The sequence below is a fragment of the Castellaniella sp. genome (assembly GCF_034674885.1).
Lineage (GTDB): Bacteria > Pseudomonadota > Gammaproteobacteria > Burkholderiales > Burkholderiaceae_B > Castellaniella.
The window spans coordinates 275,168-286,911 of record NZ_JAUCDS010000001.1; the positions used below are offsets into that span (position 1 = coordinate 275,168).

Below are 11,744 nucleotides of genomic sequence, written 5' to 3' on the forward strand. Positions count from 1 at the left end.
TCACCCTGATCAGAGTTGCGCCTTGAGCTGATCCAGAAGATCAGCGTGCGCCTTGGCGTCGACTTCGCGGCGCAGAATCTGTTCCGCGCCCTTGACGGCCAGATGAGCGACTTCGGCACGCAAGGTTTCACGTGCGCGCTGCGCTTCCTGGGCGGCGTCCTGGCGGGCCTGAGCGACGATCCGGGCCTTTTCGGCTTCGGCTTCGCGGCGGGCTTCGTCGATCAGCAGGGCAGCCTGCTTTTCGGCTTCCGCCAGACGTGCATGATTGTCCGTCTTCGAGGCTGCTTCGATCAGGCTGACACGAGCCTGCGCCTGGGCGAGGTCCGCCTTGCCCTTTTCGGCAGCAGCCAGACCGTCGGCGATTTTCTGGCGACGATCATCGATTGCCTTCGTCAGGGGTGGCCAGATGAATTTCATCGTAAACCAACCCAGAACGAAAAACACGATCATCTGGAAAAAGAGAGTCGCGTTTAAATTCACGGTCGTTTCCCTAATTTACCCACTCGTGCCTTGTGGCGAACCCACAAGGCACCAAACCTGGCTGCCCGCCCCCCAAAAGGCGGCTGGATCAGCCCCTGGCCTGCCTGGACAGGCCTGCGCGATCAGCCGACGAACGGGTTGGCGAACGCAAACAGCATGGCCAGACCCACGCCGATCAGGAAGGCGGCGTCGATCAGACCAACCAGCAGGAACATCTTGGTTTGCAGGGTGTTCATCAATTCGGGCTGGCGCGCGGAGGCTTCCAGATATTTGCCACCCATCAGGCCGATACCGATGCAGGCACCGATGGCGCCCAGACCGATGATCAGACCGCAAGCGAGAGCAACGAATGCAACGTTGGTCATAACAACTCCTTGGTAAGTAAACGTTGTTTAGTCAGAAAACAAAAGAATCAGAAATCAGTGGCCTTCGTGTGCCAGCCCGATATATACCAGGGTCAGCATCATGAAGATGTATGCCTGCAGCAGCACGATCAGGATATGGAAGATCGCCCACGCCGAGCCGGCCAGCACGTGCCCGAATGCCAGACTGATGCTTGTTGCATCGGTCCCGACCCAGGCCCCCCCCAGCAAGGCGATCAGCATGAACAGCAGTTCGCCCGCATACATATTTCCGAACAGCCGCATGCCCAGAGAGACGGTCTTGGCGACGTATTCGATGAGATTGAGCAGCAGATTGAACGGGGCCAGCACCAGGGCGCCCACGCCATGCGCATGGAAAGGCGCAGTGAAGAGTTCCTTGACGAAGCCGCCCACGTGCTTGATCTTGATGCCGTAATACAGAGTGAGCAGCAGCACGCCCAGCGACATGCCCATGGGGATGTTCAGGTCGGCGGTGGGCAGGATGCGGTGGTAGTACAGCGGATCGGAGTGATCGGCACCCAGACCCACCATGCGGAAGAACCAGCCCATCAGATCGACGGGGATCAGGTCCAGGGTATTCATCAGCGTGATCCACAGGAACACGGTCAGCGCCAGGGGGGCCGCATACAGGCGGGATTTCTCGTTGGGAACGATATTCTTGGCTTCTTCGTAGACCATGCCCACGAGCATTTCCACGGACATCTGGAAGCGACCGGGAACGTCGGTCGTGGCCCGCCGGGCGGCGCGCCACAGGAAATAGATGACGATGGCACCCGTCAGGATGGACCAGAACAGGGAGTCGTAGTTCACGACGCCGAAGTTGGCGATGATGTCCTGCTTGTGCCCGAGATTATTCAGATGCACCAGGTGGTGCTGAATGTATTCGGACTGAGGCGTCGTTACTGCGTCGGTCATCGGTAAGCCCTTCAAACGTAATCAAATCATGGCAGGCGGCGCAAGGCCAGCAACACCACATACCCCTTCATGACGCCCAACAGGCCCAACAGGAAAGCCAGCCAGTTCAGCCAGCCCCCCCACTGCCACGCCACCAGGACCACCACCCCAGCCACGACCAGCAGCTTGAGGAATTCGCCCCAGAAAAAGGCGAGCGATCCCGGGCGTTTTGGCCCGAAGTACCCCAGCAGCAATCGCATGGCGAACAGCGCGTTGGGTACAAAATAGGCTGCCGCCCCGATCAAGGCGGAAGCCCCAGCGTCCTTCCCAGCAATCCCCCAGGCTCCCAGCACCACCAGCATCCCCGTGAATGCTTGCGCTGCCAGCGCCCGAAACAGGCCGACCCGCGAACGTCGGGCGATGAGCGCGCGATCCGCGTCGTCGAGCACCAGTGGCCTGGCCTCGCCCGACGATCCATCATCCAACCCACTGTGCGGATCCGATGTGGCCCGATCACCCATAACAACCCGTTCATGCCCCGGCGATCAAATCACCAGGCAGCCAGTCAAACCGTTGAATTATAGCGTTTTTTGGAACAAGGTTTAGAACCCACCCCCAAAAGGCGCACCATTTTAACTCAGTTTGACATCCGATGCTTGGCACCCGCGCACACCCCGATCACACTTGCGCCAGCCGCCTGGGCCCTTGTGGCCGTTTCTGCTACATGACGACACAGACTGAAACGATATGGCGATATTTTTAGCGCCCCGGGATCGCTGCTGAGCCACTTTTGGATGAACAATATGCATTCGCACACATGAATGAAACCCTGCGGAGTGCGGAATGGTAACCATTACTGTCGTCGAACCCAACACGCTATTGCGACTGGGCATTCTCAATCTGCTGAAGACGCTGGACTGCCGTGCCGCCAGCCAGGGGATCGACTACACGCAGCTGTTCGATGGCGGGCAGCCGCACCCGTCGGGCACCGACCTGATGCTGCTGTCCGTGCCGGCCGCCTACGACCACGTCAAGGAACTGGTCACCACCGCCCAGCAACGCGTTGCTCCGCGCCGCATCCTGCTGCTCTCCGACGCCCAGGAACCGTCCTATTCGTTGCTCAATCTGCCATCGGTACTGGCGGGATATGTCTGCAAATTCGCATCGCCAGACGTGTTGAAATCCTCGATCATGCTCTCCCTGGCGGGGGGCAAGTGCTTCCCTCGCCCGAGCGCAGCCCATGCCGGCACGCCGGACATGTCGGCCACTCACGGCGATGACGCCCCAAAACGGCGCTGGTACGATCAGGACGACGCGCACCCCCAGGGCCAGGCTGATGGCGACCTGACGAACCCCCTGCCCTCGTCTGCTCAGGCAATTCACGGCCGGCAGGAAGACGGCCTGGCGCGTTTATCGACAGTCAGCGGCGGGCTGGCGACCGCTGTCCAGGCGCTGACGCCAGAGCTCATCCAGCGGGAAGCTGAACTGCTGCGCCTCACGCCACGCCAATATGGCATTCTGGCCCTGATGGCCAGAGGCTATCCCCTGAAGCAGATCAGCCGGGAACTGGCGATCTCAGTGGCGACCGTCAAGACCCACACCGAAGCCCTGTACCTGCGCCTGGGCGTCAACAACCGCAACGCCGCAGTCTATGCGGCGGTCTCACGCGGCGCCACGCTGGGATGCTGGAAGGATCCGCAAAACACAGTCGCTCCCCCCCCTGCAGCATAGGCGTCGTCTGCGAACGCCCGGGGGTGGACCACCGATCCGACTAGAAAGTCATGGGAACGCGCAGCAGCAGTTCCGCATTGGGCGCATATCGGGTCACGCCCACCCCCAAGGTCAGGTTGATGTTGGTCTTGGGCGAGATCTGATACCCATACCCGACCAACAGCTGGCCCACCTGGATGGAGGTGGAATCGGCAGCGGAATTGCCGTCGAATTTGGTCGGCCTGACGTAGGTATGCTGATACCCCAGGCTGAGCGATGATTTGTCGTTCATGGACATGCCCATGCCGAAATTCATCTTGATCGAATCGCCCGGATCGACCTTGCCGATGCGCATGCCACCGATGGTTTTATCGACGTTCTTGGACGGGCGCCAGGTGTAGCCCAGGCCGCCGAAGAACACCACCGGGTCGGACGGATAGATCGCCAGTATGCCGGCATCGTAGGCATAGAAGCCGCTGCCGGTGGGCTGTTCTTCGGGCACCGGCAGCCCGGTGGGCGAGCTGCCGTTGAGGGAATAATCGATATCGAAGGGGCCCTTGCCGGTCGGCAGGGATGCGGTCAGAGAACCGATGAAATACGGCATGTTCAGGCCGCCATCATTGAACTGGTAGCGCGCACCCAGCTGGATGTCGCCGATCCCGCGCCCGGTGTTGGTGAACACGGTATCGTTGGCTGCGCCTTCCGCAAATGGGCGGGTGATGGCGCTTTGGTGGCCATATACATAAGGGACTTTTGCGCTGAGTTCCAAGCGGTTCGTCAGGCCATAGCGCAGGGTCGCGGCCGCTGTCACCGTGGTGGTATCCACCTGCCGCACGTCGATCAGGCCGACCAATATGGCCGGCAGCACACTGAAGCCGATGAGATTGACCTGGTTGTTGCTGGAATAGTCGTATTGCAGGGAGGGTTCGAAGGCAAAACGACCACGGGGGGTGAGAATGCCGGGTTGATCCAGAATCGGGGCGACTTTCGCGGCCTCGCTTTCCTGGGGGTGGGGTGGGGCCTGCCCGACGGCTTCCTGACTGGGCCCCTGGCTGCCAGGCTGGTAGTCCACCGGCCCCCGGGCGGCGGGGCCGCCAGGCGCCTGCATGCGGATCTTCAGGCGTTCCAGGCTTTGGCGGGTCTGTTCCAGCAATTTCTGTTGGTCACGAAGCTGTTGTTCCAGCTGCTGGATCGTGGGAGTGGTGTCTTGCTGTGCGTGCACCGGTAGCGCTGCTACCAGAAGCGCCAGAAGTGTTGCGGGGGGCAGTACTCGTTTGACGTTCATGGGTGCTCGCTATCAGTTAATCGACATCTCGCGCGCGAGTTACGGACCAATTCTATGCAGTGTCCAACCTTCAAACCATTAGGATATGTACTGCCCCCCTGTCTTTAGTGTTGAAATCGCAACAGTGCGCCTTGCGCAAAGGATTGCAGCGCCATGTTCTGCGCCAGCGCCTGACTGGTGATGGTGATATTCAGGGTGTTGATGGATTGGATCGCCTGATCATTCAGGCTGTTCTGAATCACGGTGCTCATCGAACCTGCGGGGATATTGTTCAGCACGCTCGGATTGATCCAATTGTGCGGGCCCAGCTGAATCAGGGTCGAACCCCCGCCAGCAGATGTCACGGTCTGCTCGCCAGGCACGACGACCCCATTGATCATGCTGACCTGCGACATGTTCATGGCCAGCATCATCTGGCCGAGGTTGATCTCAAATCCAAAACCACCCCGGATCTGGTCCAGCGCCTGCATGCTGACCGGGCTGGCGCCACCGAATGCAGCGGCGTGCACGGGCGCCTGAAACGCCAGGGTGCCGACTGCCAGAGCCAGTAAGGCTCTATTATGTACAGAGGTAAACATGGTGCATCTCCTTTCGCCCACGTCCTCAGAAAACATCCGATCTGGGAATGACGAAAACAGTTTCCTGCGCCAGCCTGGCCGCCGACATCGCTGTTCCGATCCGGGCCAGGGGTTCCGTGCGCCAGTCGGTACGCCCATTGAACAGGGCCCGCTGATGCTGATTGGTAATGACGAAAACGATGGGGGTGACGAGGATTTTCTGGAAATCCTGGCGTGACATCAGCCGCGCACCGGCTGACGGGTCGCCCAGCAAGACGCGATCCTTGCTGAGGCCCTTGACCACCACGAAATGGTTGTATCCGTGGTCACTGATCAGCATGATGGCCGGCACGGAATTTTCCACCAGCTTGTCGATCGGGACCTCGTAGCCGTTCGATTCATAGCCCCGGGCATCCAGAAAGCGCTTGATGTCCAGCAGCGAGAACCCCTCCTGGCGGATCTTTCCCTGATCGCCGTGATCCCACATGTCCTGAAAGACATCCTGTTCGCTGACCGGATCGTTATATTGGTAAGTCAGCAGCGTGGCGACCGCAGCCGACCCGCAGCTGAAATCGTACTGCTGATGCACGGTCCGGCTGAATGCCCGTTCCCGGACGCTTTCGATTCCCGGTACATTGACGCCGCCCAGAACCGGCACCAGCACGCTACCTGCGTGTGCGGTGCCGGTGAGGCAGATCGAGAGGGTGACAGCCAGCAAGTGCGCTCTCATGATGGACGCTCATTGCATCTTCACGTTGACGATCGTCGAATTCTGGATCAGGACGTTGTTTCCGGAATTCTGAATGACGGTCGAAAACCCATTCATCCCAGACAGGGCCTGGTCGGAGACCTGATTGCTGCCCGAATAGGTGTTAGACGCCTGGTTCTGATAGAGCTGTCCTTGGGTATCCTGCATATTGAAGGTGATATCGCGAGCGCCACGGTATTCGGACAGCGCCGAATCCGACACCGGTGCCCCCAGGGATGCAACCTGAGGCGTCTCAGGCAGGGTGGGTTCGGCCACGGCGAGCATTGGCGCAGATCCCATCATCATTGCAATTAGAAATTGCCGCCCGTTCATGTTGGCCTCCTAGCGTACAGAACGCTGTGGGGTGCCCAGGATGCGGCGGTTTCCGTACGCATCCTGGGTAAGCACTACCGCAACACTGACGGTTTAGCGAAAGTTGACGTTCCCTTGGACCGTCACCCCCTGCTGGGTCAGCGCATTGGAACCGGTGTTCTGGCTCACGTTCATGATGCCCGAGGCACTGGCAAACGAGCTGTTGGAGATGGAGTTGGTGACCGCGAAACTGCCGGCAGAACCACCATTGGCCGAGCCGCCGTAGCCGCCCGACGCACCATTGCCTGTGGCGGCCAGGGCCAAGGCGTGGCTAGAGACTGCGCCGTTGGCACTCCCGCCAGCTGCACCGCTGCCAGCGGCGGCGCCTGTGCCACCGCCACCACCCGTGCCAGCGGCACCGCCTGTACCGCCGGTCCCACCGCTACTACCGAAGAGGCCACCACCGCTACCGCCAGTGCCGCCAGTGCCAGCACCGCCGCCGACACCGCCGGTACCACCGCCACCGCCGGTACCACCGCTGCCGCCGTCGCCACCATCAGCACCAATAGCCTTGCTTCCTGTAAAGTTGAGGCTATCGCCCTTGTTACCCGTGCCACCCCAGCCGCCAAAGCCGCCATCGCCGCCATTGTTGCCGCTGATGCCCTCGGATCCGTTATTGTGCACGCTGCCGATCAGATTGGTGTTGGCACGATACAGACCGAGAGACACATCACCCATCCGAACAGAAGTCGCGCTGGAATGGTCGGTCGCGACGGTACTGTGGTCGTTGTCACGAACATAATTGTGAATGCCGTGAGGGCCTCCCGATTCCGGGACAGTAACGTTTACAGTGGCATTACCACCAGCACCACCCTCGCCGACACCGACGCCGACACCGAGACCGACACCAAGGCCGTCACCGCCGCCACCGCCACCGCCACCGCCACCGCCCTCGGCCAGTGCCGGACCACTCAATGCTAACGCCAGGGCAGCCCCCACCCCGGTAGCAATCAACGATGCTTTGAACTTTTTCATGATGACTTGCTCCTTCACTTAACCTGCTGAACAGGTGAAAACTACTCTGGGAAACAGTCGGAATGACGCGTCGTGATTCGAAATACGGTGATCAGTCCTCCCTGACTGCAAGCACAGTATGCGCTTAATCAAAAGTTGAAATTAGAAAAACAAATAATCGTTACCAACTATCATATGTGTTTGTTCCGTAACGACAATATGTGTTTTCTGAAACTTAAGTTTATCTCGCGTAATTAAATATGACTGAACGGAATTCGAAAATGCCAGATATTCACTTGATGACACATATAAGTAAATATCGGCTTTCCAGGGAATTATTCAAAAACAGGCAATGACCGGGCATGGCAATGCCGGCCGGCGCCATATATTCAATATGCGGCGTCAGAATCGGTCGATATCGATTCGTGGGAACCTGTCATGCCGGAATGCCGGCAGGCGCGATGCGGCGCGTATTCCCGGCTGATGCCGCAACGGGCCAATCAGGCTGCGGCGCGCTGACGCCCGGACAAGCACCACCGTGCCAAAGACCGCGCGGCCTGGCTGACCCGAGCATCCGGCATGTAGCGGGTGATGGGTTTCTTTCGCGCCAAGGCCTCGGGCAGGCTCTCGTCGCAATAAATGGGATGGGGCAGCACCCGTTCACCATAATGATGCTGCCAGCCCTGCAGGACGTCACGCTCCAGCCGCCACGCCGGGTCGAAATCATTGATCAGCAAATAACTGCTGGCCTCGAAATCGATCTGGGACAGCAGTTCCTGGGCCGCCATATCAGGATGCGCCACCATCAGATCCAGCGTGCTGCGAAACCGCAGGGCAGGCGCCAGCCGGTGCGGAAAAGGCGGACAGTCGAACAACACCCAGTCGAAGTCCCGCTCGAGGCTTGGCAGCACCTGGAGCCAGAAGTCATCGCCCCGCAGCAGATGTGAAATGCCGGAACTCTCGATGGCCTGGCGCCCGAACGGAACCAGCATCAGGCCGCCGTCGAGCTGAAACGCCTGCCGGCGCCATTCGTCCGGGAACAGGGATGCCACCCACCCCCGCCCATCCGCGCGGGGAACGTCGAAATGCATCCGCAAGAGATCGGAAGAATTCAAGTCCACCAGCAGCACGCGCTGGCCCAGGGCATGCAGGGCATCGCCCAGCATGCCGACCACCGTCGTGGTGCCTGCCCCGCCTCGTATGCCTTTCAAAGTCACCAGGTTCATGTCCGACCTCCTGCCCCGCTCATCACAACCATTACCGATCCACAACATTCTGTGTCTGTTGACGATAAAGGCTATCTGTCTGTGAGTGTGTGGGGCAGATGACCGATCAACCATATGGCCTAGACCGAGGCGAGACGGTCACGCACGCTAGCGATGCTTGAATTCGGGCTTGCGTTTTTCCACGAACGCCTTCATGCCTTCCTTCTGGTCTTCGGTGGCGAACAGGGCATGAAAATTACGCCGCTCGAACAGCAGGGATTCATCCAGCGTGGCCTCGAAGGCGCGGTTGACGCATTCTTTCGCCATCATCACAGCCGGCAACGGCATGGACGCAATCACCGTGGCGGCCTCGATGGCTTCATCCAGCAGCTTGTCCAACGGTACGATGCGTGCCACCAGGCCGGCGCGCTCGGCCTCATGCACATCCATCATGCGACCGGTCAGCACCAGGTCCATGGCCTTGGCCTTGCCCACGGCGCGCGGCAGGCGCTGGGTACCGCCGTAGCCCGGAATGACGCCGAGTTTGATTTCCGGCTGGCCGAACTTGGCATTTTCGGCGGCGATGATGAAATCGCACAGCATGGCCAGTTCGCAGCCACCGCCCAGTGCATAGCCTGACACTGCCGCAATGATGGGCTTGCGGGCGCGGCGCAAGGCATCCCAGTTGCCGCCCAGGTAATCGGCCTTGTAGACGTCCATGTAGGACCAGCCCGCCATGGCGCCGATATCGGCCCCGGCTGCGAAAGCCTTTTCGCTGCCCGTCAGCACCATGGCGCCGATCGCGTCGTCGGCCTCGAAGGCCCGCACGGCGGCCGAGAGTTCGTCGATGACCGCGTTGCTGAGTGCGTTCAGGACCTGGGGACGATTCAGGGTCAGCAGTCCGACGCGTCCACGGACTTCGACCTTTACCAATGCTTCGCTCATGTTGCCTCCAAAGTAAACTAGCGGAATGAAAGATGAACTGATCCGCTACCGGGTGCAGCTGGCCGACCCGGCCGGCCACCGCTATGCCATCCGGCTGACGATACCGCAGCCCGACCCGAACGGCCAGATGCTGCGCCTGCCCGCCTGGATTCCCGGCAGCTACCTGATCCGTGATTTTGCACGACAGATCGAAACTCTGCAGGTGCGGGACGTGCGCGGCAAAGTCGCCACCCGCAAGACCGACAGCCATGCCTGGCTCTGCGACCCCGCACGCGGGGCGCTGACCGTCGACTACACGGTCTACGCCTGGGACCTGTCCGTACGCGGGGCGCACTTCGATGAAAGCCATGCCTTTTTCAACGGCAGCAGCCTGTTCCTGGCCGCCGCTGGGCAAGAAGCCCGCCCCTGCCTGCTGGAGCTCTGCCCGCCAGACCACGCCAAGGGCTGGCAAGTCCACACCAGCCTGCCGCCGGCGGCCGGCCAACCGGACTGCGCCCCAGCGCAAGGCTTTGGCTGCTACCGCGCCGCCGACTACGATGCCCTGATCGACCACCCGGTAGAAATCGGCACTCCGCAATCCATCAGCTTCCAGGCCCACGGCGCCGTCCATCATCTGGTCTTCACCGGCGTAGCCCCGCAGCTCGACCTGGAACGCATCGCTGCGGACGTTCAGAAAATCTGCGCCGCGCAGATCGAACTTTTCGAACCATCAACCCGGCGCGCACCCTTTCTGGACAGCGCCGATCACTACACGTTCCTGACCACGATCACAGGCGACGGCTACGGCGGCCTGGAACATCGCGCATCCACGGCGCTGATGATCGGCCGGCACGACCTGCCCATGCGCGGCCGGCCAGCCCCCGAGGGCTATCAGACCTTCCTGGGGCTGGTCAGCCACGAATATTTCCACACCTGGAACGTCAAGCGCATCAAGCCTGCTGCCTTCGCGCCCTATGACCTGAGCCAGCCCAACCACACGCGCCTGCTCTGGGTCTTCGAGGGATTCACCTCGTACTACGACGATCTGATGCTGCTGCGCTCGGGCGTGATCGACGAAACCGCCTACCTGAAACTGCTGGCCCGCACCCTGGATCAGGTGCTGCGCGGCGGCGGCCGGCTGAAGCAGTCCGTCGCCGACAGTTCCTTCGATGCCTGGACGCGCTATTACAAACAGGACGAGAACTCGCCCAACGCCCTGGTCAGCTACTACACCAAGGGGTCCCTGGTGGCCCTGGGGCTGGATCTGGAGATCCGCCACCGATCCGGCCACACCCGCAGCCTGGACGACCTCATGCGTCTGCTGTGGGATCGCTATGGCCGCGACTTCTACCAGGGCCGCCCCCAGGGGGTCCCGGAAGATGCCCTGCCCGCCCTGATCCTGCAGGCCACGGGTGTGGATCTGGGTGATTTCATTGCCCGATACGCCGAAGGCTGCGCCGACGTCCCCCTGAAGGCCGCGCTGGCTCGCGCCGGCATCACCGTGATCGCCGAGGCCGAGCACAGCCGGCCCACGCTGGACGTGCGCACTCGCGCCGACACCGGCGGCCTGCGCCTGGCCACTGTGTACGAACAGGGCGCCGCCCATCGCGCGGGCCTGTCGGCGGGTGACCTGCTGATCGCTCTGGACGGACTGCGCATCACTGACGCCGCCGGCCTGGATGCCCTGCTGGATGGGCGCCAGGCGGGCGACCGGGTCACGCTGCATGTCTTCCGGCGCGACGAATTGCGCCAGTACCGGGCGCGGCTGGCCCAAGCTGCAGCCCTGAAGCATCGGCTGGAACGCTCGGGCGCCCACCCCTCGGACCCCGTCGCATGAAACCGGCCGATCAAACCCCTGGCGCCCACACTCGCCGCGTGATCCTGGACGATCTGCAGGTGTCGGCGTCCATCGGCATGCTGGACCACGAACGGACCGCCCGACAGCCCCTGCGCATCCACGCTGAATTCGACACCGACGCCTCGCGGCCGGTGGACGATGCCGACATCGGCAGCGTGCTGGACTACCGCCTGTTGCGCGAGGCGCTGATCCAGGAAGCCACCCACGCCCACACCGATTTGCTGGAAACCCTGGTGGATCGGTCCCTGGCCCGCATCCTGCGGGACTTTCCGGACGTCCTGCACGTTCGCCTTCGCATCTGCAAACCGCAGGCGTTCGATGATTGCGCCGCCGTCTGCATCGAACAATCGCGCAGCCGCCCGCACGCCGCCTGA

Annotated in this window: 14 protein-coding genes; 3 read left to right on the forward strand and 11 right to left on the reverse strand. The window is 61.4% G+C overall.

Features of this window, described 5'->3' with window-relative positions:
- Nucleotides 1-9 precede the first annotated feature (9 nt).
- The 4 genes from VDP74_RS01345 to VDP74_RS01360 all read right to left on the reverse strand — a co-directional run bounded on the left by VDP74_RS01345 (nucleotide 10) and on the right by VDP74_RS01360 (nucleotide 2,242).
- Nucleotides 10-480 carry a F0F1 ATP synthase subunit B gene (locus tag VDP74_RS01345; RefSeq protein WP_322997803.1) on the reverse strand — a complete coding sequence of 157 codons (471 nt, stop codon included), beginning with the start codon at nucleotides 478-480 and terminating at the stop codon, nucleotides 10-12.
- Nucleotides 481-602: 122 nt separating this feature from the next.
- A complete protein-coding gene (gene atpE / locus VDP74_RS01350) occupies nucleotides 603-845 on the reverse strand; it encodes a F0F1 ATP synthase subunit C (RefSeq protein ID WP_298014239.1) in 243 nt (80 codons plus the stop codon).
- Between the two features lie 54 nt (nucleotides 846-899).
- Nucleotides 900-1,778, reverse strand: coding sequence for a F0F1 ATP synthase subunit A (gene atpB / locus VDP74_RS01355; protein WP_322997804.1), 879 nt, complete (start codon nucleotides 1,776-1,778; stop codon nucleotides 900-902).
- A 26-nt stretch (nucleotides 1,779-1,804) separates the two neighbouring features.
- A complete protein-coding gene (locus VDP74_RS01360) occupies nucleotides 1,805-2,242 on the reverse strand; it encodes an ATP synthase subunit I (protein WP_322997805.1) in 438 nt (145 codons plus the stop codon).
- Between the two features lie 358 nt (nucleotides 2,243-2,600).
- Between VDP74_RS01360 and VDP74_RS01365 the strand changes: the two genes are divergently transcribed.
- Nucleotides 2,601-3,488 carry a response regulator transcription factor gene (locus tag VDP74_RS01365; protein ID WP_322997806.1) on the forward strand — a complete coding sequence of 296 codons (888 nt, stop codon included), beginning with the start codon at nucleotides 2,601-2,603 and terminating at the stop codon, nucleotides 3,486-3,488.
- A gap of 40 nt (nucleotides 3,489-3,528) precedes the next feature.
- Here VDP74_RS01365 and VDP74_RS01370 read toward each other — a convergent pair whose 3' ends face one another.
- The 7 genes from VDP74_RS01370 to VDP74_RS01400 form a co-directional block, all read right to left on the reverse strand.
- Nucleotides 3,529-4,752 (reverse strand): transporter, encoded by a 1,224-nt coding sequence (locus tag VDP74_RS01370; RefSeq protein ID WP_322997807.1) that lies wholly within the window; start codon nucleotides 4,750-4,752, stop codon nucleotides 3,529-3,531.
- A 104-nt stretch (nucleotides 4,753-4,856) separates the two neighbouring features.
- Entirely contained in the window at nucleotides 4,857-5,366 is a 510-nt protein-coding gene (locus VDP74_RS01375) for a hypothetical protein (protein ID WP_322997808.1), read from the reverse strand.
- A complete protein-coding gene (locus tag VDP74_RS01380; protein WP_322997809.1) occupies nucleotides 5,356-6,039 on the reverse strand; it encodes a C39 family peptidase in 684 nt (227 codons plus the stop codon). The genes VDP74_RS01375 and VDP74_RS01380 overlap by 11 nt, the downstream gene beginning before the upstream one ends.
- Before the next feature lie 9 nt (nucleotides 6,040-6,048).
- Nucleotides 6,049-6,390, reverse strand: coding sequence for a hypothetical protein (locus VDP74_RS01385; RefSeq protein WP_322997810.1), 342 nt, complete (start codon nucleotides 6,388-6,390; stop codon nucleotides 6,049-6,051).
- Nucleotides 6,391-6,483: 93 nt separating this feature from the next.
- Complete coding sequence (locus VDP74_RS01390) at nucleotides 6,484-7,404, reverse strand: hypothetical protein (protein WP_322997811.1); 921 nt, start codon at nucleotides 7,402-7,404, stop codon at nucleotides 6,484-6,486.
- A 479-nt stretch (nucleotides 7,405-7,883) separates the two neighbouring features.
- Nucleotides 7,884-8,609, reverse strand: coding sequence for a cellulose biosynthesis protein BcsQ (gene bcsQ, locus VDP74_RS01395; RefSeq protein WP_322997812.1), 726 nt, complete (start codon nucleotides 8,607-8,609; stop codon nucleotides 7,884-7,886).
- Nucleotides 8,610-8,756: 147 nt separating this feature from the next.
- Complete coding sequence (locus VDP74_RS01400) at nucleotides 8,757-9,533, reverse strand: enoyl-CoA hydratase (protein ID WP_322997813.1); 777 nt, start codon at nucleotides 9,531-9,533, stop codon at nucleotides 8,757-8,759.
- Nucleotides 9,534-9,558: 25 nt separating this feature from the next.
- Between VDP74_RS01400 and VDP74_RS01405 the strand changes: the two genes are divergently transcribed.
- On the forward strand, nucleotides 9,559-11,349 hold the full coding sequence (locus VDP74_RS01405; RefSeq protein WP_322997814.1) for a M61 family metallopeptidase: 1,791 nt from the start codon (nucleotides 9,559-9,561) through the stop codon (nucleotides 11,347-11,349).
- Nucleotides 11,346-11,744: a dihydroneopterin aldolase gene (locus VDP74_RS01410; protein WP_322997815.1), complete on the forward strand. Its 399-nt coding sequence runs from the start codon at nucleotides 11,346-11,348 to the stop codon at nucleotides 11,742-11,744. The genes VDP74_RS01405 and VDP74_RS01410 overlap by 4 nt, the downstream gene beginning before the upstream one ends.

Coding starts and splice junctions, on each gene's coding strand:
- VDP74_RS01385 (WP_322997810.1), bottom strand. CDS start 6,390: ATGAACGGGCGGCAATTTCTAATTGCAATGATGATGGGATCTGCGCCA.
- VDP74_RS01370 (WP_322997807.1), bottom strand. CDS start 4,752: ATGAACGTCAAACGAGTACTGCCCCCCGCAACACTTCTGGCGCTTCTG.
- bcsQ (WP_322997812.1), bottom strand. CDS start 8,609: ATGAACCTGGTGACTTTGAAAGGCATACGAGGCGGGGCAGGCACCACG.
- VDP74_RS01375 (WP_322997808.1), bottom strand. CDS start 5,366: ATGTTTTCTGAGGACGTGGGCGAAAGGAGATGCACCATGTTTACCTCT.
- atpB (WP_322997804.1), bottom strand. CDS start 1,778: ATGACCGACGCAGTAACGACGCCTCAGTCCGAATACATTCAGCACCAC.
- VDP74_RS01390 (WP_322997811.1), bottom strand. CDS start 7,404: ATGAAAAAGTTCAAAGCATCGTTGATTGCTACCGGGGTGGGGGCTGCC.
- VDP74_RS01380 (WP_322997809.1), bottom strand. CDS start 6,039: ATGAGAGCGCACTTGCTGGCTGTCACCCTCTCGATCTGCCTCACCGGC.
- VDP74_RS01400 (WP_322997813.1), bottom strand. CDS start 9,533: ATGAGCGAAGCATTGGTAAAGGTCGAAGTCCGTGGACGCGTCGGACTG.
- atpE (WP_298014239.1), bottom strand. CDS start 845: ATGACCAACGTTGCATTCGTTGCTCTCGCTTGCGGTCTGATCATCGGT.
- VDP74_RS01365 (WP_322997806.1), top strand. CDS start 2,601: ATGGTAACCATTACTGTCGTCGAACCCAACACGCTATTGCGACTGGGC.
- VDP74_RS01410 (WP_322997815.1), top strand. CDS start 11,346: ATGAAACCGGCCGATCAAACCCCTGGCGCCCACACTCGCCGCGTGATC.
- VDP74_RS01405 (WP_322997814.1), top strand. CDS start 9,559: ATGAAAGATGAACTGATCCGCTACCGGGTGCAGCTGGCCGACCCGGCC.